We start from the raw sequence: 24971 nt of genomic DNA, 5'->3' as shown, positions 1-24971 counted from the left end.
GGACTCTCTATGCGACTGGTCATCATCGGCAACGGCATGGCGGCAACGCGGCTGATTGAGGCACTGACAGCCCGTGCTCCAGGTCGCTTTACTATCACCGCGATCGGCGATGAGCCGTGTCACGCCTATAACCGCATTCAGCTTTCACCGGTACTGGGGGGTGAGAAGGCGTTTGCCGACATCGGTTATCACGATGGCGACTGGTATCAACAGCGCGGGGTCGAGGTCCTTAACGGCGAGCAGGTGGTTCGGGTCGATATCGCGGCCCGTTTACTTCATACCGATGCGCGTAGCCTGGCGTGGGATGAACTGGTGTTCGCCACCGGCTCGCAGCCCGTCGTGCCGCCGATACCGGGCAGTCACCAGCCGCATGTTTTTACCTTTCGTACCCAGGCCGATGTTGAGGCCATTCTCTCTATCCCTGGCCCTGCGGTGGTGCTGGGCGGCGGGGTGCTTGGCGTAGAAGCCGCTGCGGCGTTGAAACGAAGATGTGACAACGTCAATTTGGTGCATCGCGGCCCCTGGCTAATGGATCAGCAGCTGGATCAGCAGGCCGGAGCCTTGCTGGAAGAGGCCCTGAGCGAGCGCGGTATTCACTGCGAGCTGGAGTGCGCCATCCGCGAGATACACCCCCAGCACGTCACGCTCAGCACCGGGCGAGAACTCAGTGCCACCCGCGTGCTACTGGCGACGGGAGTGAAACCCCGCATCGCACTGGCCCAGGAGAGCGGGGTCCCGTGCGGGCGCGGCATCCTGGTGAATCAGCAGATGCAGAGCGCCATTGAGGGCGTTAGCGCCATTGGCGAATGTTGCGAGCTGGACGGCCAGACCTGGGGAGTGGTCGCCCCTTGTCTGGCGCAGGCGGAGGTGCTGGCGGCGCGGCTGGCAGGAGAAGATTGCGCACCCTTTGCCGCCTCTGAAAGCGGGATGCGCCTGAAGGTGACAGGGATTGAGCTCTTCAGCGCCGGTCAGGTCGCGGCCGGAGAGGGGGATGCCCTCTGGACCAGCTGGGATCCCCTGACCCGGCACTATCGTCGATTACTGATTCGCGACGGCAGGCTTGCGGGCGTGCTGTTGCTGGGAGAGTGCCGCAGCGCGGCAACCTTCACGGACTTACTGGCTCAGTCAGAACCCGCCCAGGCGGACTGGCTGTTCGATCGATTCACAACGCAGCCGCAGGTTGCAGGACAGAACGCTATGACAAAACCAACGTTGGTGGTGGTGGGGCACGGTATGGTCGGTCACCATTTTCTGGAAGAGTGCGTAAAACACAATCTGCATCAGCAATACCAGATAGTGGTCTTTGGCGAGGAGCGATACGCCGCCTATGACCGCGTGCATCTTTCTGACTATTTTGCCGGACGCAGCGCCGACTCTCTGTCGATGGTTGAGGGGAATTTCTTTGCCGAACATGGGATCGAACTGCGCCTTTCCCGGCAGGTGGTGGCAATCGATCGCGATGCGCGCGTTGTGCGGTCTGCCTCGGGGCATGAAACCCACTGGGACAAGCTGGTCCTGGCGACCGGCTCTTATCCCTTTGTGCCGCCGGTGCCGGGGCATGATCTGCCGGGCTGCTTTGTCTACCGTACCCTCGACGATCTGGACCAGATCGCCGCGCAGGCCAAAAATTCGCGTACCGGGGTGGTCATTGGCGGCGGGCTGCTGGGGCTCGAAGCCGCCAACGCCCTGAAACAGCTGGGGCTGGAAACGCATGTGGTGGAATTTGCCCCCAATCTGATGGCCGTGCAGCTCGACAACGACGGGGCAGCCATGCTGCGACGCAAAATCGAAGCCCTCGGGGTAGGGGTACACACCAGCAAAGCGACCAGCGAAATTACCATGACGCAGGCCGGTCTGGTGCTGCGCTTTGCCGACGGCGGCGAGCTGGCGACCGATATGGTGGTCTTCTCAGCGGGGATCCGCCCCCAGGACGCCCTGGCCCGGGCGAGCGGGCTTCAGCTCGGCGAACGCGGCGGAATTTGCATTGATAACCAGTGCCGCACGCCGGATAAGGATATCTATGCCATTGGTGAATGCGCCCTGTGGGAGGGCAAGATCTACGGGCTGGTCGCCCCGGGTTATCAGATGGCCCGCGTAGCCGCCGCCACCCTTGCCGGTGAAGAAAGCGGTTTTACAGGGGCGGATATGAGCACCAAGCTCAAGCTGCTGGGGGTGGATGTCGCCTCGTTTGGCGATGCACATGGCCGCACGCCGGGCGCTCTGTGCTATCAGTGGACGCACGGCCCGCAGCAGATCTATAAAAAAATCGTGGTCAGCGCCGACAACAAAACCCTGCTGGGGGGCGTGCTGGTAGGCGATGCAGCAGAGTACGCCACCCTGGTGCAGATGATGCTCAACGGCATTGCGCTGCCGAAAGATCCGGAGACCCTGATCCTGCCCGCCAGCGCCGGGAGCGCGCCGAAAGCCCTCGGCGTGGCGGCCCTGCCGGAGAGCGCGCAAATCTGTTCCTGTCATAACGTCAGCAAAGGGGATATCTGCCAGGCGGTCAGCAGCGGCGCGGACGATATGGGGGCCATCAAGCAGTGCACCAAAGCGGCCACCGGCTGCGGCGGCTGCAGCGCGCTGGTAAAGCAGGTGATGGAGTACCAACTGGCGGCCCAGGGTGTGGAAGTGAAAAAAGATATTTGTGAACACTTCCCCTACTCGCGCCAGGAGATCTACCACCTGGTTCGCGTCAACCGCATCCATACCTTTGATCAGCTGATTAGCCGCTACGGCAGGGGCCACGGGTGTGAAATCTGTAAACCGCTGGTGGGATCGGTGCTGGCCTCGTGCTGGAACGAATACCTGCTGAAGCCGGCGCATCTGCCCCTGCAGGACACCAACGATCGCTACTTCGCCAATATTCAAAAAGATGGCACTTACTCGGTGGTGCCGCGGATGGCCGCCGGAGAGGTGACGGCGGACGGGCTGATCGCCATCGGGCAGATCGCCAAACGTTATCAACTCTACAGCAAAATCACCGGTGGGCAGCGTATCGATCTCTTTGGCGCCCGGCTGGATCAGTTGCCGGACATCTGGCGCGAACTGGTCGCGGCGGGCTTCGAAACCGGGCATGCCTACGGTAAATCGCTGCGCACCGTCAAATCCTGCGTGGGGTCGACCTGGTGCCGTTATGGGGTGCAGAACTCCACCGGCCTCGCCGTCACCCTGGAGAATCGCTACAAGGGATTGCGGGCCCCACACAAAATCAAAATGGCCGTCTCCGGCTGTACGCGCGAGTGCGCTGAAGCCCAGAGCAAAGACGTAGGGGTGATTGCTACCGATAAGGGCTGGAATCTCTATCTGTGCGGCAATGGCGGCATGAAGCCGCGCCATGCCGATCTCTTCGCCAGCGATCTTGACGACGCGACCCTGATCCGTCTGGTGGATCGCTTCCTGATGTTCTATATCCGCACCGCCGATCGTCTGCAGCGCACCAGTACCTGGATGGATAACCTTGAAGGAGGGCTGGAGTATCTCCGGGAGGTGATCATTGAAGACAGCCTCGGTATTGCCGCGGAGCTGGAGCAAGAGATGGCGCGCGTGGTGGATACCTACCAGTGCGAATGGCAAACCACCCTTGCCGATCCTCACCGTCTGGCGCTGTTCCGCAGCCAGGTTAACGAGGCGGCACCGGTTCAGCACAAACGCTGGCAGGCGATCTGCGGGATTGACGAGATCCCCGAGCAGGCCGGGATTGGCGCCCGACTGGGGGAACAACAGATTGCGCTGTTCCGCTTTGGCAAAGCGGTCTATGCGCTGGACGATCTGGAGCCGGGCAGCAGCGCGAATGTGCTGTCGCGCGGTATTCTGGGCGACGCGGGCGGCGAGCCGGTGGTGATTTCGCCACTCTATAAAACGCGCATTCGCCTGCGCGATGGCCGCCAGTGTGATACCGGGGAGCAGGCCGTACGCGCCTGGCCGGTTAAAATTGAAGGCAATCAGGTGTGGGTCAGCAGCGAAGCGCTGCTCATGCGCGCGGAGGCCTCATGAGTGAAACCCGAACCACCTGTCCCTACTGCGGCGTAGGCTGTGGCGTAGTGGCCCGCGTTGAGGCGGGTTCCGTCACCGTGCGGGGCGATGAGCAGCACCCGGCCAACTTTGGGCGACTGTGCGTCAAAGGTTCTGCGCTCGGGGAGACCACGGGATTAGCAGGCCGGTTATTGCAACCGGAGCTGGATAACCAGTCGGTGAGCTGGCCCCGGGCGCTGGATGCGGCGGGTCAGCGGCTGCGTGAAATTATTGACCGCTTCGGCCCGCAGGCAGTGGCGTTTTATGCCTCGGGCCAGCTGTTGACGGAAGACTACTACGCTGCCAACAAGCTCATGAAGGGATTCATCGGCGCCGCCAACATCGACACCAACTCTCGGCTCTGCATGTCGTCAGCGGTGGTGGGGTACAAGCGCGCCTTTGGGGAAGATATGGTGCCATGCAGTTATCAGGACATCGAAAACAGCGATCTGGTGGTGCTGGCAGGATCGAACGCCGCCTGGACCCATCCGGTGCTCTATCAACGTCTGGTGCAGGCGCGCGCGGCGAACCCGGCGATGAAGGTGGTGGTTATCGATCCCCGTCGTACCGCCACCTGCGATATCGCCGACCTGCATATTAATCTGGCGCCGGGCAGCGACGCGGGACTCTTTGTCGGCTTGCTTAATGCGCTTGGCACGGGCGATAGCGAGGCCCAACAGCGGGCGCGCGACTGGCCTGTGAGCCGGGTGGCGACCTTCTGCGAACTGCCCACCAGGGTCGTGGAGACCTTCTATCAGTGGTTTATCGCCGCCCCGCGGGCCATTACGCTCTACACCATGGGCATTAACCAGTCCGCCAGCGGCAGCGACAAATGCAATGCCATCATCAACGTCCATATCGCCAGCGGCAAAATCGATCGCGAAGGGTGCGGCCCCTTTTCGCTGACCGGGCAGCCAAATGCGATGGGAGGCCGCGAGGTGGGCGGGCTGGCCAATCAGCTGGCGGCACACATGAATTTTGAGCCGGACGATCTTAGCCGGGTGGCCCGTTTCTGGGGTACAGAGCGGCTGGCGCAAACGCCGGGGTTGATGGCGGTAGAGTTGTTTGATGCCATCGCCCGGGGCGAGGTGAAGGCGGTCTGGATCATGGGCACCAATCCGGCGGTGTCGCTGCCCGATAGCCACACGGTGTGCCAGGCGCTGGCTGCCTGTCCGCTGGTGATCGTCTCTGAGGTGATGCGCGACACCGACACCAGCCGTTTCGCCCATGTGCGTTTTCCGGCGCTGGGCTGGGGCGAAAAGGAGGGCACCGTCACCAACTCCGAGCGGCGTATCTCGCGCCAGCGGGCGTTTTTGCCCGCCCCAGGCGAGGCGAAACCCGACTGGTGGATTATCGCCCGTATCGCAGAGCAGCTTGGGCACGGCGCGGCCTTTAGCTGGCAACATCCCCATGAAATCTTCTGTGAACATGCCGCGCTCACGGCATTCGAAAACCCGGGCACGCGGGCGCTAAATCTGGAAGCGCTGGCAAATCTGAGCCGGGAACAGTGGGATACGCTCACCCCCTGGCAGTGGCCGCTGGACAGGGCGCGCCTGCAACGGGCCCAGCTGGTGGCGGTTACGCCGCAGCGGCACGGCGCCACGCCAGACGCGCTGTACCCCTTCATTCTTAACAGCGGGCGGGTGCGCGATCAGTGGCATACCATGACCCGTACCGGTTACGTAGCAAGATTAATGCAGCACTGCGACGAACCGACGGTGGAGGTAAGCGTCAGCGATGCCGCGCGCCTGGGGCTGCACGACGATCGGCTGGCCCGCATCAGCTCACCTCGCGGGGTGATGGTGGCCCGGATCCGCGTCAGCACGGCCCAACGCGACGGCGAACTCTTCGCCCCCATGCACTGGAACAGCGTTTTTGCCCGTCAGGGGAAGATCAACGCGCTGGTGGAGGGGCGGCGCGATCTGCTCTCCGGTCAGCCAGAGTGCAAACAGACCGCGGTTCGTGTCATGCCCTGGCAGCCCGGCTGGCAGGGGGAGCTCTACAGCCGCGAGGCGCTGGCTCTGCCCGGCTATGTCACCTGGTGGCGTAAAGCGGCAACCGGTGTGCAGCGGTTTACCCTGGCCGCGGACCGACCGCTGCTGGAGGAGTTAATGAATCACTGCAGCGCTCGCGGCTGGCAACTGCAGGTGGCCCAGAGCGGGACGCAGAGTAACCTGCTGGCCTGGCACAATGGCGCGCTGATGCTGGGGTTCTGGAGCGGCACCGAACGCCCTGAACTGGCGCATCAGGCCATTAGCGAAGCCTTTGACCAGCCGCCCCGGACGCTGGATGCCCGGCATGCTCTGCTCAGCGGGCAGGGGGCGAACGAGCGCCCCGCGCAGGGGCGCATCGTCTGCAGCTGTTTTAGCGTCGGGGAGGAGGCGATCCGTCAGGCGATTGCCGGGGGATGTGAGTCGGCAATCGCCCTGGGCGCCGCACTGCGCTGTGGCACCAACTGCGGCTCCTGCATTCCGGAGCTAAAAGGGCTGCTGGCGCAGTGTCAGGTTATTCCTGAAAATTCCCCTTAAGGCTGCAAAAGGCGTCACAAAACGTTAAAGTATGGGGGTGTTTTTGATTTTCACAGGGCCCCCTTTACGACATTAATGGCTGTGTTACCTCGCGTCAGAATCCTGATCCCGATCCTTCTTTCCCTCGCTGGAAGCGTTACTGCTGCGCCTAACACCTTTGTTGAGCAGGCACAAAATCCTTTCGATAACAATAACGATGGCTTACCCGATCTCGGCCTCGCCCGTCCTACCGGTGAGGGCGAGAAACATCTGGCGGAGATGGCAAAAGCCTTTGGTGAAGCCAGCATGACCGATAACGGCCTGACAACCGAGGAGCAGGCCCGGCTGTTTGCCTTCGGCCAGGTGCGGGATGTGGTGAGCGAGCAGGTCAATCAGCAAATCGAATCCTGGCTTCAGCCCTGGGGCAACGCCAGCGTTGATCTGCTGGTAGATCAGGAGGGGAATTTCACCGGCAGCCACGGTAGCTGGTTTATCCCCTGGCAGGATAACAACCGTTTCCTGAGCTATAGCCAGATGGGTTTAACCCAGCAGGAGGACGGGCTGGTCGGTAATGCGGGGGTGGGGCAGCGTTGGATTGCCGGCAACTGGCTGGTGGGCTACAACACCTTCTATGACAATCTGCTGGATGAAAACCTGCAGCGTGCGGGCGTAGGGGCCGAGGCGTGGGGTGAATATTTGCGGCTGTCGGCCAACTACTACCACCCGCTGGCCAGCTGGCGCAACGCCACTGCGCTGGAGGAGCAGCGGATGGCGCGGGGGTACGACGTGACCGCCAGAGCCTGGCTGCCGTTCTACCATCACCTGAATACCAGCGTCAGCTTCGAACAATATTTTGGCGATAATGTCGATCTGTTTCACAGCGGTACCGGCTACCACAATCCGCTGGCGGTGAATCTGGGGCTGGATTACACCCCCATCCCGCTGCTGACCTTTACCGCAGCCCATAAACAGGGCGAGAGCGGCGTCAGTCAGAACAACCTTGGGCTGAAGGTAAATTATCGCTTTGGCGTACCGCTAAAGAAACAGCTCTCAGCCAGCGAAGTCGCCGCGAGCCGATCGCTACGCGGCAGCCGCTACGATCCGGTTGAACGCCAGAACCTGCCGGTGATGGAGTTTCGCCAGCGTAAGACGCTCTCCGTTTGGCTGGCTACGCCCCCCTGGGATCTGAAACCGGGCGAGACGGTGATGCTCAAATTGCAGATCCGCAGTGCTCACGGCGTGCGTCAATTGCACTGGCAGGGGGATGCTCAGGCGCTGAGTCTGACCTCACCGGCTAACGCGAATGACAGCGATGGCTGGAGCATCATTATGCCCGCCTGGGATGATAGCGAAGGGGCGAGTAACCGCTGGCGGTTGTCAGTGGTGGTGGAAGATGAAAAGGGGCAGCGTGTCTCCTCCAATGAGATCACGCTCGCGCTGACGGAACCGCTGCTGGCGGCGCCTGCAGATGACCCGCGCTGGAACTTGCTGCCGGAAGAGTGATTAGAAAATACGCTCCTGATGGACCCATACCGCCGCTTCAACGCGGGATTTCAGCTTCATCTTTTTCAGCATATGTTTTACATGCACTTTTACCGTGCTTTCGGTGATATCCAGACGACGAGCAATCATTTTGTTCGGCAACCCCTGGGCAATCAGCTTCAGGATATCGCGCTCACGTGGAGTCAACTGGCTGACGTCACGATCTGAGGTGGCGCGGTTGGCGCGCAGGCTGGCGGCCAGCACCGGGGTGAGAGCCTCGCTCAGAACCATTTCACCGGCGGCGGCTTGCTGCAGCGCTTTGAGCAGATCTTCCGGCTCCATATCTTTCAGCAGATACCCATCCGCACCACGCTTGAGCGCGGTAACGACATCTTCTTCATGATTGGAGACGCTAAAGACCACCACGCGGCCTGAGAGCGAGCGTTCACGCAGCTTATCCAGCGTCTCCAGACCGTTCATCCCCGGCATGTTGAGATCGAGCAAGATCAGATCCGGATCGAGGGCATCGGCAAGTTCAATACCCTGCTCGCCATTGCTGGCCTCACCGACCACCGTAATGTCCTGCGCCATGCTGATCAGTTGTTTCACGCCGGTGCGCAGCATCGGATGATCGTCGATTAACAGGATTGTGGCTGGCTCCTGGTTAGTCATCATGTTCTCCTTGAGAAGATAAATGGGGCTTTTCGGGAATAAAGGTCACTACCACTTCGGTACCGCCGGTGTCGACCCGACGTACCTGGCAATCCCCGCGCAGACTCTGCGCACGGTCTCGCATAATGATTAAACCGTAGTGGTTACTTCTTTCGGCATTTTCCGGCAGGCCGCAGCCGTTGTCGCGGACCCGGAGTCGAACCTGATTTTCATGTTGACTCACGGTCAGCGTCACCGCCGTGGCACCGGAATGTTTTAACGCATTGCTTAACGCTTCGCGGGCAATTTGCAGCAGATGGATCGCCTGATGGGAGGGGACAAAGCGCGGCGGCAGCTGGTAATCGAGCTGCACCGGGAAACCGAGTCGGGCACTATATTCCTGGCAACTGGCTTCCAGCGCCGGGCGCAGGCCTGGCTCAGTCAGCTGCAGGCGGAAGGTAGTGAGCAGCTCGCGAAGCTGTACCCAGGAGGTATTCAGTTCGTTGCGGATCTGGCTCAACAGCTGTTTGCTGCTCTCAGGCAGCCCCTCGTCCTGCATCTGCAGGCAGCTCACCTGCATCTTCATACAAGAGAGCGACTGGGCAATAGAGTCGTGCAGTTCGCGCGCAATGGTAGCGCGCTCTTCCATTACGATAAGCTGCTGCTGTTTTTCCTGATGTCGGTCGAGGGCCAGCGTAGCCGTCAGCTGCTCGACCAGCGTATCCACCAGTTGCTGCTGATCGTGGCTGAGATGGCGGCCAGCGGGCAGCGTCGCCAGTAAGATCCCGTATTGATAGAGGTTATCGGCCAGCCGCCACTTAAGCGGGGTGCCGCTGGTGGTCAGGGGAGGGAGATGTCGCGGGCACAGATGACAGCCGATTTCGTCGCAACTCATGTCCGACTGGCAGGTAAACTCCTGATGATTCTCTTCATCCTCCACGTCGTAGACGCGCAGTTCGATATCATGCAGCAAAGTCAGATTCTGTAACCCATTCAGTACCGGCGACAGACGTTCGCACAGCGGTACCCGGGAGTGCAGGCGGCGATTGGCCTGCCAGAGGAAAGAGAGGATCTCATTTTTTTGTTCAAGGCCGGCGGTCTTTTCGCGTACCCGCTGTTCGAGCACCGCATAGCTCTCTGCCAGTTCAGCAGACATAGTATTCAGGGCATCGCCCAGCATCGCCATCTCGTTACGACCGCTAATATTCGCGCGACGAGTAAAGTCGCGCTCGGTGACGGCGCGCGCCATGGCCAGCAATTGCCGCCAGGGGTGCAGCAACTTTGCACGCAGCCAAATGATGGTAAAGACCAGCAGCAAACACATAAATACCGTCATCAGCCGGTGCAGGAATACCACCCGCTCGATGCGTTTTTCCGTACTCAGATCGATGGCGGTGACCAGAGCGTCGATGCGCCCGACAAAGGTCGCGACATCGCCGGCCACGCTGTCTGCGCTTTGCGCCTGCTTAAGCCCCGGTGCCAGTTGGCCGTGCCAGTAACCTTGCAGCGCCTGCAGCTGGGCTTGTTGCCCGTCGCGTTGTGCCGCTCTTTGCAGGTCTTTGCTGAAGGCCGTTTTCTCCATCTCGTCGAGTAGCGATTGATCTTTCTCTTCTAGCGGTACGGCCGCCAGTAGCCGGTAGCTCTGCATCCGCAACGATCCGGCTTTGTTTATCGCATGCGCACTGCCTTGCACGCCCTGTACCAGCCAGCCAGAGATCGCCATGCCGGTCACCCCTATAGCGGTAGACAGCAACACAATCAGCACCAGTTGATTAACCAGGGTGAGCGGCGAAAAACAGCGTTTAAACATAGGGCGGTGTGGCTCCTGACAATGCCTGGACTCGGAGGAGCCTTATTCTCGGGCATACCCTGGAGTATACCCATACCTCTAAAGGATTACCCACAAATTGCCATAGGTATGATGAATGGGAGGAGGCGCGAAGGCGGTATGAGCAGTAGCGTGAAAAACCACACCTTTTTAAGCGTTAAATACTACTCACTTCGAGTGATGTGGAAATTTTTAACAAATTTTCGCCCACTTTTCCTTTGATTTGCATCAACTTACCGCCAGCTTAAAACCCTAATGTTTGCAGCATCTTTTGATAATCAGAGGTGTCTATGAGTCACTCATCTGCCCCAGAGCGGGCAACAGGGGCTGTTATTACAGAATGGCGTCCGGAAGATCCGGCATTCTGGCAACAGCGCGGTCAACGTGTTGCAAGTCGTAATTTATGGATTTCCGTGCCTTGTCTGCTGCTGGCGTTCTGCGTCTGGATGCTGTTCAGTGCGGTAGCGGTTAACTTACCCAAAGTGGGGTTTAATTTTACCACCGATCAACTCTTTATGTTGACGGCCTTACCATCATTGTCCGGGGCGCTGCTGCGCGTTCCTTATGCCTTTATGGTGCCCGTGTTTGGTGGCCGCCGCTGGACGGCGTTTAGTACCGGCATCATGATCATTCCTTGCGTGTGGCTGGGTTTTGCGGTGCAGGACACCTCTACGCCGTTTAGCGTCTTTGTCATCATCTCACTGCTGTGCGGCTTTGCCGGCGCAAACTTCGCGTCCAGTATGGCGAATATCAGCTTCTTCTTCCCAAAAGCGAAGCAGGGGGGTGCGCTGGGCATTAACGGTGGACTGGGGAACATGGGGGTGAGCGTGATGCAGCTGCTTGCTCCGCTGGCTATTTCCATGTCCATCTTCGCTGTCTTCGGCGGAACCGGGGTTGAGCAACCGGATGGTTCCTCTCTGTACCTCGAAAATGCTGCCTGGATCTGGGTACCCTTCCTCGTGGTCTTTACCCTGGCGGCGTGGTTCTTTATGAACGATCTGTCAGCATCGAAGGCCTCTCTTAGCGAGCAGTTGCCGGTGCTGAAGCGCGCGCACCTGTGGGTGATGGCATTACTGTATCTGGCGACCTTCGGCTCCTTTATCGGTTTCTCTGCGGGTTTTGCCATGTTGTCAAAAACGCAGTTCCCGGAAGTCCAGATCCTGCACTTCGCCTTCTTTGGTCCGTTCATTGGTGCGCTGGCACGTTCTCTGGGTGGTATGGTATCTGACCGACTGGGCGGCACCCGCGTAACGCTGGTGAACTTTGTGGTGATGGCCATCTTCTGTGCGCTGCTGTTCATGACGCTGCCATCGCACGGGGAAGGGGGCAGCTTTATTGCCTTCTTCGGGGTATTTATGGTGCTGTTCCTGACCGCCGGGCTGGGAAGCGCTTCAACGTTCCAGATGATCTCAGTTATTTTCCGTAAGCTGACCATGGATCGCGTCAAAGCCCAGGGCGGCAGTGAAGAGCAGGCAATGCGTGAAGCGGGTACCGACACCGCCGCGGCGCTGGGCTTTATCTCGGCGATTGGCGCGATTGGCGGCTTCTTTATCCCTAAAGCCTTTGGTATCTCCCTTGAGCTGACCGGCTCACCGGCCGGTGCCATGAAAATCTTCCTTGTTTTCTATATCGTCTGCGTCCTGGTGACCTGGCTGGTATATGGCCGTAATTCCAATAAAAATAAGTAATATTTGATTATCCGTTTGCGCGGCTCGATGCCGCGCTTTTTTTTAGCCGTAATTAGTTACAACATACTTAAATGTGTGGGCAGTCGGGTAGCCCATGCAGCAGTGTGATCGCCATCGTCTGACAGGGCTACCTACCCCTTAATACCTCCGGGCAGAAATGACCCCTTACATATTGTACGATAAATAAATAATATCCTTTAAAAACAAAGAATTAATAGATTTATTTTTATACCGCTTTGGTGGTATGGCTTCGTTTGTCCTTTGCTCCAGACCCCCTTCGCCTTGATCGTTATCAATTCTCACCATCTTTCATAGCGTTACCTTCGCGGCAAATCAGCAATGTCGATTTAGAGAGCCACAGGCTCCACACAGGAGATACCCGATGAGCAAATTTTTGGACCGGTTTCGCTACTTCAAACAGAAGGGCGAAACTTTTGCCGATGGGCACGGCCAGGTTCTGGAGACCAACCGGGACTGGGAAGACGGTTACCGTCAACGCTGGCAGCATGACAAAGTTGTGCGTTCTACCCACGGCGTTAACTGCACTGGCTCATGTAGCTGGAAAATTTTCGTTAAAAATGGTCTGGTGACCTGGGAAGTCCAGCAAACCGATTACCCGCGCACCCGCCCGGACCTGCCAAACCACGAGCCGCGCGGCTGCCCGCGTGGTGCCAGCTACTCCTGGTACCTCTACAGCGCTAACCGACTGAAATACCCGCTGATGCGTAAACGCCTGATGAAAATGTGGCGTGAGGCGAAGGTTCAGCACAGCGATCCGGTTGATGCCTGGGCCTCTATTATTGAAGACGCTGACAAAGCGAAAAGCTTTAAACAGGCGCGTGGTCGCGGCGGGTTTGTTCGCTCTTCCTGGCAAGAGGTGAACGAGCTGATTGCCGCGTCTAACGTCTACACCGTGAAAACGTACGGTCCGGACCGCGTGGCTGGCTTCTCGCCGATCCCGGCGATGTCGATGGTCTCTTACGCCTCCGGCGCCCGCTACCTCTCCCTGATTGGTGGTACCTGCCTGAGCTTCTATGACTGGTACTGCGATTTACCGCCAGCGTCTCCGCAGACCTGGGGTGAGCAGACCGACGTGCCTGAATCGGCTGACTGGTATAACTCCAGCTACATCCTGGCATGGGGTTCTAACGTACCGCAGACCCGTACCCCGGATGCCCACTTCTTTACTGAAGTGCGTTACAAAGGCACTAAAACCGTTGCCATCACGCCGGACTACGCAGAAATCGCCAAACTGTGCGACCTGTGGCTGGCACCGAAGCAGGGTACCGATGCCGCGATGGCGCTGGCGATGGGCCACGTTATGCTGCGTGAGTTCCATCTCGATAAACCAAGCCAGTATTTCACCGACTACGTGCGTCGTTACACCGATTTCCCGATGCTGGTGATGCTCGAAGAGCGCGATGGCTACTATGCGGCAGGCCGCATGCTGCGCGCCGCCGATCTGGTGGATGCGCTTGGTCAGGAAAATAACCCGGAGTGGAAAACCGTTGCCTGTAACAGCAATGGTGAGCTGGTTGCACCTAACGGCTCTATCGGTTTCCGCTGGGGTGAGAAGGGTAAATGGAACCTGGAGCAGCGCGACGGCACCTCCGGCGAAGAAACCGAGCTGCGTCTCAGCATGCTGGGCAGCCAGGATGAGATCGCTGACGTTGGCTTCCCGTACTTTGGCGGCGACGGCACCGAACATTTCAATAAGGTTGAGCTGAACAACGTCCTGATGCACAAACTGCCGGTGAAACGCCTGCAGCTGGCAGATGGTTCAACTGCCCTGGTGACCACCGTTTACGATCTGACCATGGCCAACTATGGCCTGGAGCGCGGTCTGAACGATGAAAACTGCGCCACCGGCTATGAAGAAGTCAAAGCTTATACCCCGGCCTGGGCTGAACAGATCACCGGCGTACCTGCCGCGCAGATCACCCGCATTGCCCGCGAATTTGCGGAGAACGCCGACAAAACGCACGGCCGTTCAATGATTATCGTCGGTGCGGGTCTGAACCACTGGTACCACCTCGATATGAACTATCGCGGTCTGATCAACATGCTGGTCTTCTGTGGCTGTGTCGGTCAGAGCGGCGGCGGCTGGGCACACTATGTTGGCCAGGAAAAACTGCGTCCGCAGACCGGCTGGCAGCCGCTGGCGTTTGCTCTCGACTGGCAGCGTCCGGCTCGTCATATGAACAGCACCTCCTATTTCTACAACCACTCCAGCCAGTGGCGCTACGAGACGGTCACCGCGCAGGAACTGCTGTCGCCAACGGCGGATAAATCCCGCTACAGCGGCCACCTGATCGACTTCAACGTGCGCGCTGAGCGTATGGGCTGGCTGCCGTCTGCGCCACAGCTGGGTACCAACCCGCTGCGTATCGCAGACGAGGCGAAGAAAGCGGGTATGTCGCCGGTTGATTACACCGTCAAATCCCTGAAAGAGGGCGCTATCCGCTTTGCGGCGGAGCAGCCTGAAAACGGTAAAAACCACCCGCGTAACCTGTTTATCTGGCGCTCTAACCTGCTGGGCTCTTCCGGTAAAGGTCACGAGTTCATGCTGAAATACCTGCTCGGTACCGACCACGGTATCCAGGGCAAAGATCTCGGTAAGCAGGGCGGCGTGAAGCCTGAAGAGGTTGAATGGAAAGATAACGGTCTGGACGGCAAGCTGGATCTGGTGGTGACCCTGGACTTCCGTCTGTCGAGCACCTGCCTGTACTCCGATATCGTTCTGCCAACCGCGACCTGGTACGAAAAAGACGACATGAATACCTCGGATATGCATCCGTTTATTCATCCGCTGTCTGCCGCCGTTGACCCGGCATGGGAATCGAAAAGCGACTGGGAAATCTACAAAGGCATCGCGAAGAAATTCTCCGAAGTGTGCGTGGGTCATCTGGGTAAAGAGACCGACGTGGTTACGCTGCCAATCCAGCATGACTCTGCTGCCGAACTGGCGCAGCCGCTGGACGTAAAAGACTGGAAAAAAGGCGAGTGTGACCTGATCCCGGGCGTCACCGCGCCGCACATTATTCCGGTGGAACGTGACTACCCGGCAACTTACGAGCGCTTTACCTCTATCGGCCCGCTGATGGAGAAAATCGGTAACGGCGGGAAAGGGATTGCCTGGAATACCCAGAGCGAAATGGACCTACTGCGTAAGCTCAATTACACCAAAGCAGAGGGCCCGGCCAAAGGCCAGCCAATGCTTAACACCGCCATTGATGCTGCAGAGATGATCCTCACGCTGGCACCGGAAACGAACGGTCAGGTGGCCGTGAAGGCCTGGGCTGCGCTCAGCGAGTTCACTGGTCGTGACCATACGCACCTGGCGCTGAATAAAGAAGACGAGAAAATCCGCTTCCGCGATATTCAGGCCCAGCCGCGTAAAATCATCTCCAGCCCGACCTGGTCAGGCCTGGAAGATGAGCATGTTTCTTACAACGCGGGTTACACCAACGTTCACGAGCTGATCCCATGGCGCACCCTGACCGGACGTCAGTCCCTCTATCAGGATCACCAGTGGATGCGCGACTTCGGTGAAAGCCTGCTGGTTTACCGTCCACCGATCGACACCCGTTCGGTGAAAGCAGTGATGGGTGAGAAGTCCAACGGCAACCCTGAGAAAGCACTGAACTTCCTGACGCCGCACCAGAAATGGGGTATCCACTCCACCTACAGCGACAACCTGCTGATGCTGACGCTGGGTCGTGGTGGGCCAATTGTCTGGATGAGCGAGGCGGATGCGAAGGATCTGGGCATTAAAGATAACGACTGGATCGAAGTGTTCAACAGCAACGGTTCATTAACCGCCCGTGCGGTAGTGAGCCAGCGTGTACCGGCAGGTATGACCATGATGTACCACGCGCAGGAACGTATCGTGAACATTCCAGGCTCAGAAATTACCGAGCAGCGCGGCGGTATCCATAACTCCGTCACCCGTATTACGCCGAAGCCAACCCACATGATCGGCGGCTATGCGCAGCTGGCCTACGGCTTTAACTACTACGGTACGGTAGGGTCTAACCGCGATGAGTTCGTGGTGGTTCGTAAGATGAAGAATATTAGCTGGTTAGATGGCGAAGGTAATGACCAGGTACAGGAGAGCGTAAAATGAAAATTCGTTCACAAGTCGGCATGGTGCTGAATCTGGATAAATGCATCGGCTGTCATACCTGCTCAGTCACCTGTAAAAACGTCTGGACCAGCCGTGAAGGTACGGAATATGCCTGGTTCAACAACGTTGAAACCAAGCCAGGCACCGGGTTCCCGACCAACTGGGAAGACCAGGAAAAATATAAGGGCGGCTGGATCCGCAAAATCAACGGCAAAATTCAGCCTCGCATGGGTAACCGTGCCATGCTGCTGGGTAAAATCTTCGCAAACCCGCATCTGCCGGGCATCGACGATTACTACGAGCCCTTTGATTTTGACTATCAGAACCTGCATAACGCCGCAGAAGGTAAGCACCAGCCGATTGCACGCCCTCGCTCCCTGATCACCGGGCAGCGCATGAATAAGATCGAGAAAGGTCCGAACTGGGAAGACGATCTGGGCGGTGAGTTCGAGAAGCTGTCGAAAGACAAAAACTTCGAGAATATGCAGAAGGCGATGTACGGTCAGTTTGAAAACACCTTCATGATGTACCTGCCGCGTCTGTGCGAACACTGCCTGAACCCGGCATGTGTGGCGACCTGTCCGAGCGGTGCTATCTACAAACGTGAAGAGGACGGCATCGTACTGATTGACCAGGACAAGTGCCGCGGCTGGCGTATGTGTATCACCGGTTGCCCGTACAAGAAAATCTACTTCAACTGGAAGAGCGGTAAATCCGAGAAGTGCATCTTCTGCTATCCGCGTATCGAAGCCGGTATGCCGACGGTCTGCTCCGAAAGCTGCGTGGGCCGTATCCGTTACCTCGGCGTGCTGCTGTACGACGCGGACGCGATTGAAACCGCAGCCAGCACCGAGAACGAAAAAGATCTGTATCAGCGCCAGCTGGATGTGTTCCTCGATCCGAACGATCCGAAAGTGATTGCGCAGGCGCTGAAAGATGGCGTACCGCAGAGCGTGATCGACGCGGCGCAGCAATCGCCGGTGTACAAGATGGCGATGGACTGGAAGCTGGCGCTGCCGCTGCATCCGGAATACCGCACGCTGCCGATGGTCTGGTATGTGCCGCCTCTGTCTCCGATTCAGTCTGCGGCTGACGCAGGTGAACTGGGCAGCAATGGCGTTCTGCCGGACGTAGAAAGCCTGCGTATCCCGGTTCAGTATCTGGCGAACCTGCTCACCGCAGGGGATACCCAGCCGGTCCTGCTGGCGCTGAAACGTATGCTGGCAATGCGTCACTTCAAACGTACTGAAACCGTGGACGGTGTGATTGATACCCGTGCCCTGGAAGAGGTAGGTCTGACGGAAGCGCAGGCGCAGGAGATGTACCGCTATCTGGCCATTGCGAACTACGAAGACCGTTTCGTGGTGCCGAGCAGCCACCGTGAGCAGGCGCGCGAAGCCTTCCCGGAAAAAAGCGGATGTGGTTTTACCTTTGGTGATGGTTGCCACGGGTCTGACACCAAATTCAACCTGTTTAACAGCCGCCGCATCGATGCCATGGATGTGACCAGCAAAACGGAGCCGCACCAATGATTGAACTCGTCATTGTTTCGCGTCTGCTCGAGTACCCGGATGCTGCGCTTGCGCAGCATCAACAGGAACTCTTCGATGCACTCGCGTCATCTGAAAATCTGGATAAAGCCGATGCCCAGAAGCTGGGCGTGTTCCTGCGCGATCTGCTTGCGCGCGATCTGCTTGATGCGCAGGCAGACTACAGCCAGCTGTTCGACCGTGGCCGCGCAACCTCGCTGCTGCTGTTCGAACACGTACACGGTGAATCCCGCGACCGCGGTCAGGCGATGGTGGATCTGATGGCGCAGTACGAGCAGCATGGCCTGCAGCTCGACAGCCGTGAGCTGCCGGATCATCTGCCGCTCTATCTGGAGTATCTGGCGCAGCTGCCGAAAGAAGAGGCGCTGGGCGGTTTGCAGGATATCGCGCCGATTCTGGCATTGCTGAACGCGCGTCTGCAACAGCGTGAAAGCGCGTATGCCGTTCTGTTCGAACTGCTGGTGAAACTGGCAAAAGCGGCAATCGACAGTGAGAAAGTGGCGGAAAAAATCGCGGACGAAGCCCGCGATGATACCCCACAGGCGCTGGATGCCGTCTGGGAAGAGGAGCAGGTGAAATTCTTTGCTGACCAGAATTGCGGCGAGTCTGAAATCTCGGCTCACCAGCGTCGTTTTGCCGGAGCCGTTGCCCCGCAATATTTGAATATCTCTAACGGAGGACAGCAATAATGCACTTCCTGAATATGTTCTTCTTTGACATCTACCCGTACATTGCGGGCACCGTATTCCTGGTGGGAAGCTGGCTGCGTTATGACTATGGCCAGTATAGCTGGCGTGCGGCCTCCAGCCAGATGCTGGACCGCAAAGGGATGAACCTGGCCTCTAACCTGTTTCACATCGGGATCCTGGGGATTTTCGCCGGTCACTTCCTGGGGATGCTAACGCCGCACTGGATGTATGAAGCCTGGTTGCCGATCGAAGTGAAACAGAAAATGGCAATGCTGGCAGGCGGCGCCTGCGGGGTGATGACCCTGGTGGGGGGCTTATTACTGCTGAAACGCCGTCTGTTTAGCCCACGCGTGCGTGCGACGACTACCGGCGCGGATATTCTGATCCTTACCCTGCTGATGGTGCAGTGTGCGCTCGGCCTGCTGACCATTCCGTTCTCTGCGCAGCATATGGACGGCAGTGAGATGATGAAGCTCGTGGGTTGGGCCCAATCCGTGGTGACCTTCCACGGCGGGGCCTCTGAGCATCTGGACGGCGTGGCCTTTGTCTTCCGCGTGCACCTGGTGCTGGGGATGACGCTGTTTGTGCTGTTCCCGTTCTCACGTTTGGTGCACATCTGGAGCGCGCCGGTAGAGTACCTGACGCGCAGATACCAGCTGGTACGTGCCCGTCGCTAATCCACCGTTTTGATATCAACCCCGCACTCGCGGGGTTTTTTTTCGCCCCAGCCCAGATTGTTACCCGCCGCCGCAAACAGTATCAGTGCGCCGCCCGCCAGCTGTGTCAGATTCAGTGAGTGACCAAACACCAGGTTATCGACCAGGATAGCCACTACCGGATAGATAAAAGAGAGGGAGCCGGTGATGGGCGTTGGTAGTTTCTGAATCGCGCTGTAGAGCAACTGATACATGATGCCGGTATGGACGACCCCAAGGGTGAGTAAAATGGGCCACGGGAAATCGCCCGAAAACGTAGGCATATGCGTCATCGGCAACAGCATCACCACGCCCACCAGTACCTGAATAAAGGCAATATGTTGCGGCGTGACGGAGGAGAGCTTACGGGTAATGATTGCTGTAAGCGCATAGAAAAAAGCCGCGCCGAGCGCCAGCCCGATGCCCGTAAGCCATTCAGCGTTATGGTCACCGGTAAGTTCACTGGAGAGCAAAATCACCACGCCCGTAAAAGCGAGCAGCAGCCACCCCCATTTCACCAGACTGACGCGTTCTCCTAAAAACATCCCCATCATTACCAGCATGAAAGGCTGAGTGTTATAGACCACGGTCGACAGCCCTATCGAGATGCGCGTATAGGCCGCGAAAAGAAGTAACCAGTTCACCACCAGGGCGATCCCGCCGATAACTGCCAGCGTCAGCGCAGTGCGGGTGAGGGTGCTGAACGGTTTATTGCCGATCCGAATAAAAGCCAGCAGCGTTACGGCGCCGATCGCGCAGCGCCAGAAAACGACGTCCGTCACCGGCAGACCAGAAAGAAGAACAAACGCGCCAATTGAGCCTGAAATGAGCATCGCCAGACCCATCTGCCAGACGCCTTTATGAATATCTTGCATCGCACACCTCCTGATTGAGGCTCTATTGTCGAAAAAGTCTGATATGTTTTACAGAGAGGAAATAAGGCGAAATGGGTTAAATGCTTTTTTAAATAAGGTGAAACTGATGGAAAGCCTGCTTGATGAAATCGATCGGCAAATACTGGCCTGTCTGGTTGAAGATGCGCGCATGTCGTTAAAGGTGCTTAGCAGCCGGGTTGGACTGACATCGCCCAGCACGGCCGAACGTCTGAAGCGGCTCGAAGAGCGTGGCGTGATTCAGGGTTATGGCGCACGCGTGGATCTCGCGGCGTTGGGGTATACCTTGCAGGCGCTGGTGCGCGTGCGGCCATTGCCAGGGTTACTGCACAAGGTTGATAAATATATTCAGGCCATGCCTGAGTGCATTGAAAGCGATAAGGTCACGGGGGAGGATTGCTTTGTGATCAGGCTGGTGGTGCGCTCTATCGGTCAGCTGGATACGCTGCTGGACGGTCTGGCCGAACATGCCCAGTGCAACACGTCAATTGTGAAGAGTTCGCCGGTAAAACGCCGGTTGCCGCCGATGTAACTGCAGCTGCTAATGGTGCATCAGTGAATGAGAGAGTGTTTGTAGCGACAGGTAAGTGATGGTGGTGGGGGAAGGATTACTCGGCGCGCTGCGCCTCGCCCTTCGGGTCGTTGCCTGCGGCAACGCTTTCTCGCTTCGCTCGAATCGAACCTTGGTCGAAGCTTCTCATCCTTCCCGCTTCGGAGAATATGGAGCACTGAACTAAGAGAAAGTTTGTAGCGACAGGTAAGTGATGGTGGTGGGGGAAGGATTCGAACCTTCGAAGTCGATGACGGCAGATTTACAGTCTGCTCCCTTTGGCCGCTCGGGAACCCCACCAGGGGTAATACTATTTTGAGGTACTGCATGAAGATGGTGGTGGGGGAAGGATTATTCGTCGCTTCGCTCCTCACCCTTCGGGCCGTTGCTTTTTGCAACGTTCTCTCGCTTTCGCGAGAGTCGAACCTTAGTCGAAGGTTCTCACCCTTCCCGATAAGCGCAAACTTTACGTTAACTCACCGGTGTTACCACATTGCTGTGGTGAATAATGGTGGTGGGGGAAGGATTCGAACCTTCGAAGTCGATGACGGCAGATTTACAGTCTGCTCCCTTTGGCCGCTCGGGAACCCCACCACTGGGTAATGCTATTACTGGCCTGCTTCCTGTTGGAAGCGGGGCGCATCATATCAAATGAGACGCCCCTGTAAAGCATTCCTTTAGGTAAATGACGTTGTTTGCCTGCTTTTTATCCGTAAAGGTGCAAAGCTAATCAATTCATTTCCCAAAGGATTAAAGAATAATTGTTCTGTTACCGTAGACGAACACACGTTGCGCCAGCACCTGATACAACGCGCGGCTTAAGACGTTTTTCTCAACATCGCGTCCGGCACGCATCATATCCTCTGCGGTATAGGTATGATTCACATGAATCACGTCCTGCATGATGATAGGACCTTCATCCAGGTTATCGTTCACGTAGTGTGCAGTGGCGCCAATGATTTTAACACCACGCTCATAGGCCTGATGATAAGGGCGCGCGCCGATAAAGGCAGGCAGGAACGAGTGGTGAATATTGATAATCTTGTTCGGGAAACGCGCCACGAAAGAGGGGGTCAATACGCGCATATATTTCGCCAGAACCACGTAATCCGGGTTATAGGCATCAATGGCATCTGCCATTAACGCATCATGCTCTTCGCGGGTATGCCCCTCGTGGCTGACCAACTGGAAAGGAATATCAAAACGTTCAACCAGCGTGCGCAGGGTATCGTGGTTGCCAATTACCGCAGCGATCTCAACATCCAGCCCGCCGTAGTTCGCTTTCATCAGCAGATCACCCAGACAATGCGCCTCTTTAGTGACCAGAATGACAATGCGACGACGACCCGCTGGGGTTAACTCGCGAACCGAACCTTCCGGCAACGCACCATCCAGATCTGCCAGCAGCGTGGCGTCGTTAAAAATCCCTTCCAGCTCGGTACGCATAAAGAAACGGCCGGTGCGATGATCAACAAACTCATTATTTTGCACAATATTCAGTTCGTGCTTGTAACAAATGTTGGTAATGCGGGCGATGAGACCTTTCTGGTCAGGACAAATAGTGCGCAAGACTTTGCGTTGAATTGATTGCATTGCCGGTAAATCCTGTTGATTGTTGGCTTGTTATAGGTGGCCAGGGACTACTGCCCGCAGCACTTTTTAAATTTTTTACCTGATCCGCAGGGGCAGGGGTCATTACGGCCAAACTGCGGACGAGTACCATCAATATAGTACCACTGTCCCCCTTCCTTTAAGAAACGGGAACGCTCGATAATCGCCCCGGCTTTTCCCTGCTCGGAAAATCGGGCGACAAAGCTGACAAAACCTTCGTTTTCGTCATGGCCTGTGGCCGTGTCAAAAAGGGTGAGGCCGCGCCATTCGGTATGAGCAAAACCGGCTTCAATCTCCTGACGAAAAGTCTCAGCCTGACAGGATGGATGCCAGGTTTTTATCAGATAGTTTGCGTCACGGCTCACAAAAGCACTGTAACGTGAACGCATAAGGTGTGACGGATCAGGAGCAACCTGTTCACCAGAAAGATATCGCTGGCAACATAGGCTATACTCGAGAGCGCTACCACAGGGACAGAGTTGAGACACCATTCTCTTCCTGAAAGCTAAAATAACGGCGAAAACGCCAGGGTGGCACTATGTTAACTGAGCGGTTGGAATGACGCCATTGTCAGGAGTCCAGGGGACGCTAAACGGTAAGAATGAGAAAGGTTAAAATTGGACTGGCTTTAGGGTCGGGTGCGGCCCGGGGCTGGTCGCATATAGGTGTGATCAATGCCTTACAACGTCTTGGTATCGAAATTGATATAGTTGCAGGCTGTTCGATTGGTTCTCTGGTGGGTGCTGCGTACTCCTGTGGCAAATTACCCGAGCTGGAAACCTGGGTACGTTCTTTCAGCTACTGGGACGTGCTGCGCCTGATGGATCTCTCCTGGCAACGTGGCGGGTTACTGCGCGGTGAACGTGTCTTCAACCAGTACCGTCAGGTTATGCCGCTGAGCGACTTTGCCGATTGCCAACGTCCCTTCGGCGCCGTTGCCACCAACCTTAGCACCGGCCGGGAACTCTGGTTCACCGAAGGGGATATCCACCTTGCCGTTCGCGCCTCCTGCAGTATGCCGGGCTTAATGGCACCGGTCCCGCACAATGGTTACTGGCTGGTGGATGGCGGTGTCGTTAACCCCATTCCTATCTCCCTGACGCGCGCCATGGGCGCGGATATCGTTATTGCAGTTGATCTCCAGCATGATGCCCATCTTATGCAGCAAGACCTTATGCCAGTAAACACGCATTCTGATGAAACCAGTAGCGAGGAGCGAGTATGGCATGAACGCCTTCGTGAACGGTTAGGACGCTTTACAGCGCGTAAATTGGTTGCGGCACCTACGGCAATGGAAATTATGACGACCTCCATCCAGGTGCTAGAAAATCGCCTAAAACGCAACCGCATGGCGGGCGATCCACCTGATATTCTGATTCAACCTTTTTGTCCGCAAATCTCGACGCTCGATTTTCATCGGGCAGAAGCAGCCATTACGGCAGGCGTGCAAGCTGTCGAAAAGAAAATGGATGAATTGATACCTTTGGTGCGCACGACACACTGAGCGCCCCTTTTTTTGATTACTTCAGCAAAATCTGACAGGCGATAGTACCGATAGCGTGCCACTATTGATCTACTGTCAGCCCGGGGAGAAAACATGACGCAACCATTGGCCGGAAAACATATCCTGATTGTCGAAGACGAGCCCGTTTTCCGTTCACTGCTTGACTCCTGGCTCTCATCGTTAGGTGCAACAACAGCACTGGCCGGTGATGGTATCGACGCACTGGAAATTATGATGGGCATGAAGCCCGATCTGATGATCTGCGATCTCGCCATGCCGCGTATGAATGGCCTGGCGCTCGTCGAGCACCTCCGCAATGAAGGCGATCAGACGCCCGTGCTGGTGATTTCAGCCACCGAGAATATGGCTGACATCGCGAAAGCGCTTCGTCTGGGCGTGCAGGACGTACTGCTCAAACCAGTGAAAGATCTCAATCGTCTGCGGGAAACCGTCTTCGCTTGCCTTTATCCCAATATGTTCAATTCACGTGTGGAAGAGGAAGAACGCCTCTTCCAGGACTGGGATGCACTGGTCAATAACCCCCATGCGGCAGCGAAATTACTGAAAGAATTACAGCCTCCGGTTCAGCAGACCATCGCCGAGTGCAAGGTTAATTATCGCCAGCTGGTTGCTGCCGACAAGCCGGGACTGGTGCTGGATATTGCACCGTTATCGGATAACGATCTGGCATTTTATTGTCTGGATGTTACCCGCGCAGGGGATAATGGCGTCCTGGCTGCTTTATTGTTACGCGCATTGTTTAACGGTTTATTGCAAGAACAGCTTTCTCATCAGCGGCAGCGGCTCCCCGAGTTGGGCAGCTTGCTTAAACAGGTTAATCAGCTGCTGCGTCAGGCAAATTTACCGGGACAATTCCCGTTACTGGTAGGTTATTACCATAGCGGTTTAAAAAATTTGATTTTGGTCTCCGCTGGGCTTAATGCCACGCTTAATACTGGGGAACATCATATTCAGGTCAGTAACGGCGTCCCTTTAGGTACTTTAGGAAATACCTATCTAAACCAAATAAGTCACCGCTGCGCATCCTGGCAGTGTCAAATTTGGGGGGCAGGCGGCCGTTTACGCTTAATGTTGTCTACGGAATAAGCATTTGTAATATATCTCCACAGATAGCTTTACCGTCGTTTCAAGGGCAGTGCTACTATCACTGCCAGTTTCATTC

The 24971-nt window shown here is 57.0% G+C and carries 16 protein-coding genes, 2 tRNA genes and 2 other RNA genes; 11 read left to right on the top strand and 9 right to left on the bottom strand.

Annotated features, from left to right (window positions below; translation table 11 throughout):
* Positions 1-9: 9 nt before the first annotated feature.
* The 3 genes from nirB (at position 10) to B3B59_RS12510 (ending at position 8024) form a co-directional block, all read left to right on the top strand.
* Positions 10-3996, top strand: coding sequence for a nitrite reductase large subunit NirB (nirB, locus tag B3B59_RS12520; protein WP_286809145.1), 3987 nt, complete (start codon positions 10-12; stop codon positions 3994-3996).
* Positions 3993-6542, top strand: a complete 2550-nt coding sequence (locus B3B59_RS12515) for a nitrate reductase (RefSeq protein ID WP_286809143.1) — start codon at positions 3993-3995, stop codon at positions 6540-6542. Before nirB ends, B3B59_RS12515 begins: the two co-directional genes overlap by 4 nt.
* Before the next feature lie 75 nt (positions 6543-6617).
* Positions 6618-8024, top strand: a complete 1407-nt coding sequence (locus B3B59_RS12510) for a YchO/YchP family invasin (protein ID WP_046885189.1) — start codon at positions 6618-6620, stop codon at positions 8022-8024.
* Here B3B59_RS12510 and narL read toward each other — a convergent pair whose 3' ends face one another.
* Positions 8025-8675, bottom strand: a complete 651-nt coding sequence (narL, locus tag B3B59_RS12505) for a two-component system response regulator NarL (RefSeq protein WP_040075254.1) — start codon at positions 8673-8675, stop codon at positions 8025-8027.
* Positions 8668-10464 (bottom strand): nitrate/nitrite two-component system sensor histidine kinase NarX, encoded by a 1797-nt coding sequence (narX, locus tag B3B59_RS12500; RefSeq protein WP_286809141.1) that lies wholly within the window; start codon positions 10462-10464, stop codon positions 8668-8670. The genes narL and narX overlap by 8 nt, the downstream gene beginning before the upstream one ends.
* 308 nt (positions 10465-10772) lie before the next feature.
* Between narX and B3B59_RS12495 the strand changes: the two genes are divergently transcribed.
* The 5 genes from B3B59_RS12495 to narI all read left to right on the top strand — a co-directional run bounded on the left by B3B59_RS12495 (position 10773) and on the right by narI (position 19212).
* Entirely contained in the window at positions 10773-12170 is a 1398-nt protein-coding gene (locus B3B59_RS12495) for a NarK family nitrate/nitrite MFS transporter (RefSeq protein ID WP_040075256.1), read from the top strand.
* Positions 12171-12552: 382 nt separating this feature from the next.
* The gene (locus tag B3B59_RS12490) at positions 12553-16296 is read left to right on the top strand and encodes a nitrate reductase subunit alpha (RefSeq protein WP_286809139.1); all 3744 of its coding nucleotides are present in this window, start codon (positions 12553-12555) and stop codon (positions 16294-16296) included.
* Positions 16293-17828, top strand: a complete 1536-nt coding sequence (gene narH / locus B3B59_RS12485) for a nitrate reductase subunit beta (protein ID WP_286809138.1) — start codon at positions 16293-16295, stop codon at positions 17826-17828. Before B3B59_RS12490 ends, narH begins: the two co-directional genes overlap by 4 nt.
* Positions 17825-18535: a nitrate reductase molybdenum cofactor assembly chaperone gene (gene narJ, locus B3B59_RS12480; protein WP_040075259.1), complete on the top strand. Its 711-nt coding sequence runs from the start codon at positions 17825-17827 to the stop codon at positions 18533-18535. Before narH ends, narJ begins: the two co-directional genes overlap by 4 nt.
* Positions 18535-19212: a respiratory nitrate reductase subunit gamma gene (narI, locus tag B3B59_RS12475; protein WP_040075260.1), complete on the top strand. Its 678-nt coding sequence runs from the start codon at positions 18535-18537 to the stop codon at positions 19210-19212. The genes narJ and narI overlap by 1 nt, the downstream gene beginning before the upstream one ends.
* Here the strand turns inward: narI and B3B59_RS12470 are convergent.
* Positions 19209-20105, bottom strand: coding sequence for a DMT family transporter (locus B3B59_RS12470; protein WP_286809137.1), 897 nt, complete (start codon positions 20103-20105; stop codon positions 19209-19211). The two genes, narI and B3B59_RS12470, sit on opposite strands and share 4 nt — an antisense overlap.
* Before the next feature lie 106 nt (positions 20106-20211).
* On the opposite strand from B3B59_RS12470, the gene B3B59_RS12465 reads away from it, so the two are divergent.
* Positions 20212-20655 (top strand): Lrp/AsnC family transcriptional regulator, encoded by a 444-nt coding sequence (locus tag B3B59_RS12465; RefSeq protein WP_046885195.1) that lies wholly within the window; start codon positions 20212-20214, stop codon positions 20653-20655.
* A gap of 59 nt (positions 20656-20714) precedes the next feature.
* Here the strand turns inward: B3B59_RS12465 and B3B59_RS12460 are convergent.
* From B3B59_RS12460 to B3B59_RS12435, 6 genes are all read right to left on the bottom strand, one after another.
* Positions 20715-20845, bottom strand: a non-coding RNA gene (locus B3B59_RS12460) — RtT sRNA.
* Between the two features lie 43 nt (positions 20846-20888).
* Positions 20889-20973: transfer RNA gene (locus tag B3B59_RS12455), tRNA-Tyr, on the bottom strand.
* Between the two features lie 34 nt (positions 20974-21007).
* A non-coding RNA gene (locus B3B59_RS12450) (RtT sRNA) lies at positions 21008-21139 on the bottom strand.
* 43 nt (positions 21140-21182) lie between these two features.
* Positions 21183-21267 (bottom strand) — tRNA-Tyr (locus B3B59_RS12445).
* Positions 21268-21423: 156 nt separating this feature from the next.
* A complete protein-coding gene (purU, locus tag B3B59_RS12440) occupies positions 21424-22266 on the bottom strand; it encodes a formyltetrahydrofolate deformylase (protein ID WP_040075264.1) in 843 nt (280 codons plus the stop codon).
* A gap of 47 nt (positions 22267-22313) precedes the next feature.
* Entirely contained in the window at positions 22314-22772 is a 459-nt protein-coding gene (locus B3B59_RS12435) for a YchJ family protein (protein ID WP_072039561.1), read from the bottom strand.
* 113 nt (positions 22773-22885) lie between these two features.
* Between B3B59_RS12435 and rssA the strand changes: the two genes are divergently transcribed.
* Positions 22886-23788 carry a patatin-like phospholipase RssA gene (gene rssA / locus B3B59_RS12430; RefSeq protein ID WP_046885196.1) on the top strand — a complete coding sequence of 301 codons (903 nt, stop codon included), beginning with the start codon at positions 22886-22888 and terminating at the stop codon, positions 23786-23788.
* A gap of 93 nt (positions 23789-23881) precedes the next feature.
* Positions 23882-24895, top strand: a complete 1014-nt coding sequence (rssB, locus tag B3B59_RS12425) for a two-component system response regulator RssB (RefSeq protein WP_040075267.1) — start codon at positions 23882-23884, stop codon at positions 24893-24895.
* The last annotated feature ends 76 nt before the right edge of the window (positions 24896-24971 follow it).

This window comes from Leclercia sp. UBA2479, from assembly GCF_002341985.1.
Taxonomy (GTDB): Bacteria; Pseudomonadota; Gammaproteobacteria; order Enterobacterales; family Enterobacteriaceae; genus Enterobacter; species Enterobacter pneumoniae.
The sequence above is the reverse complement of the archived record's forward strand: the minus strand, read 5'-3'. Positions and strand labels throughout refer to the sequence as shown.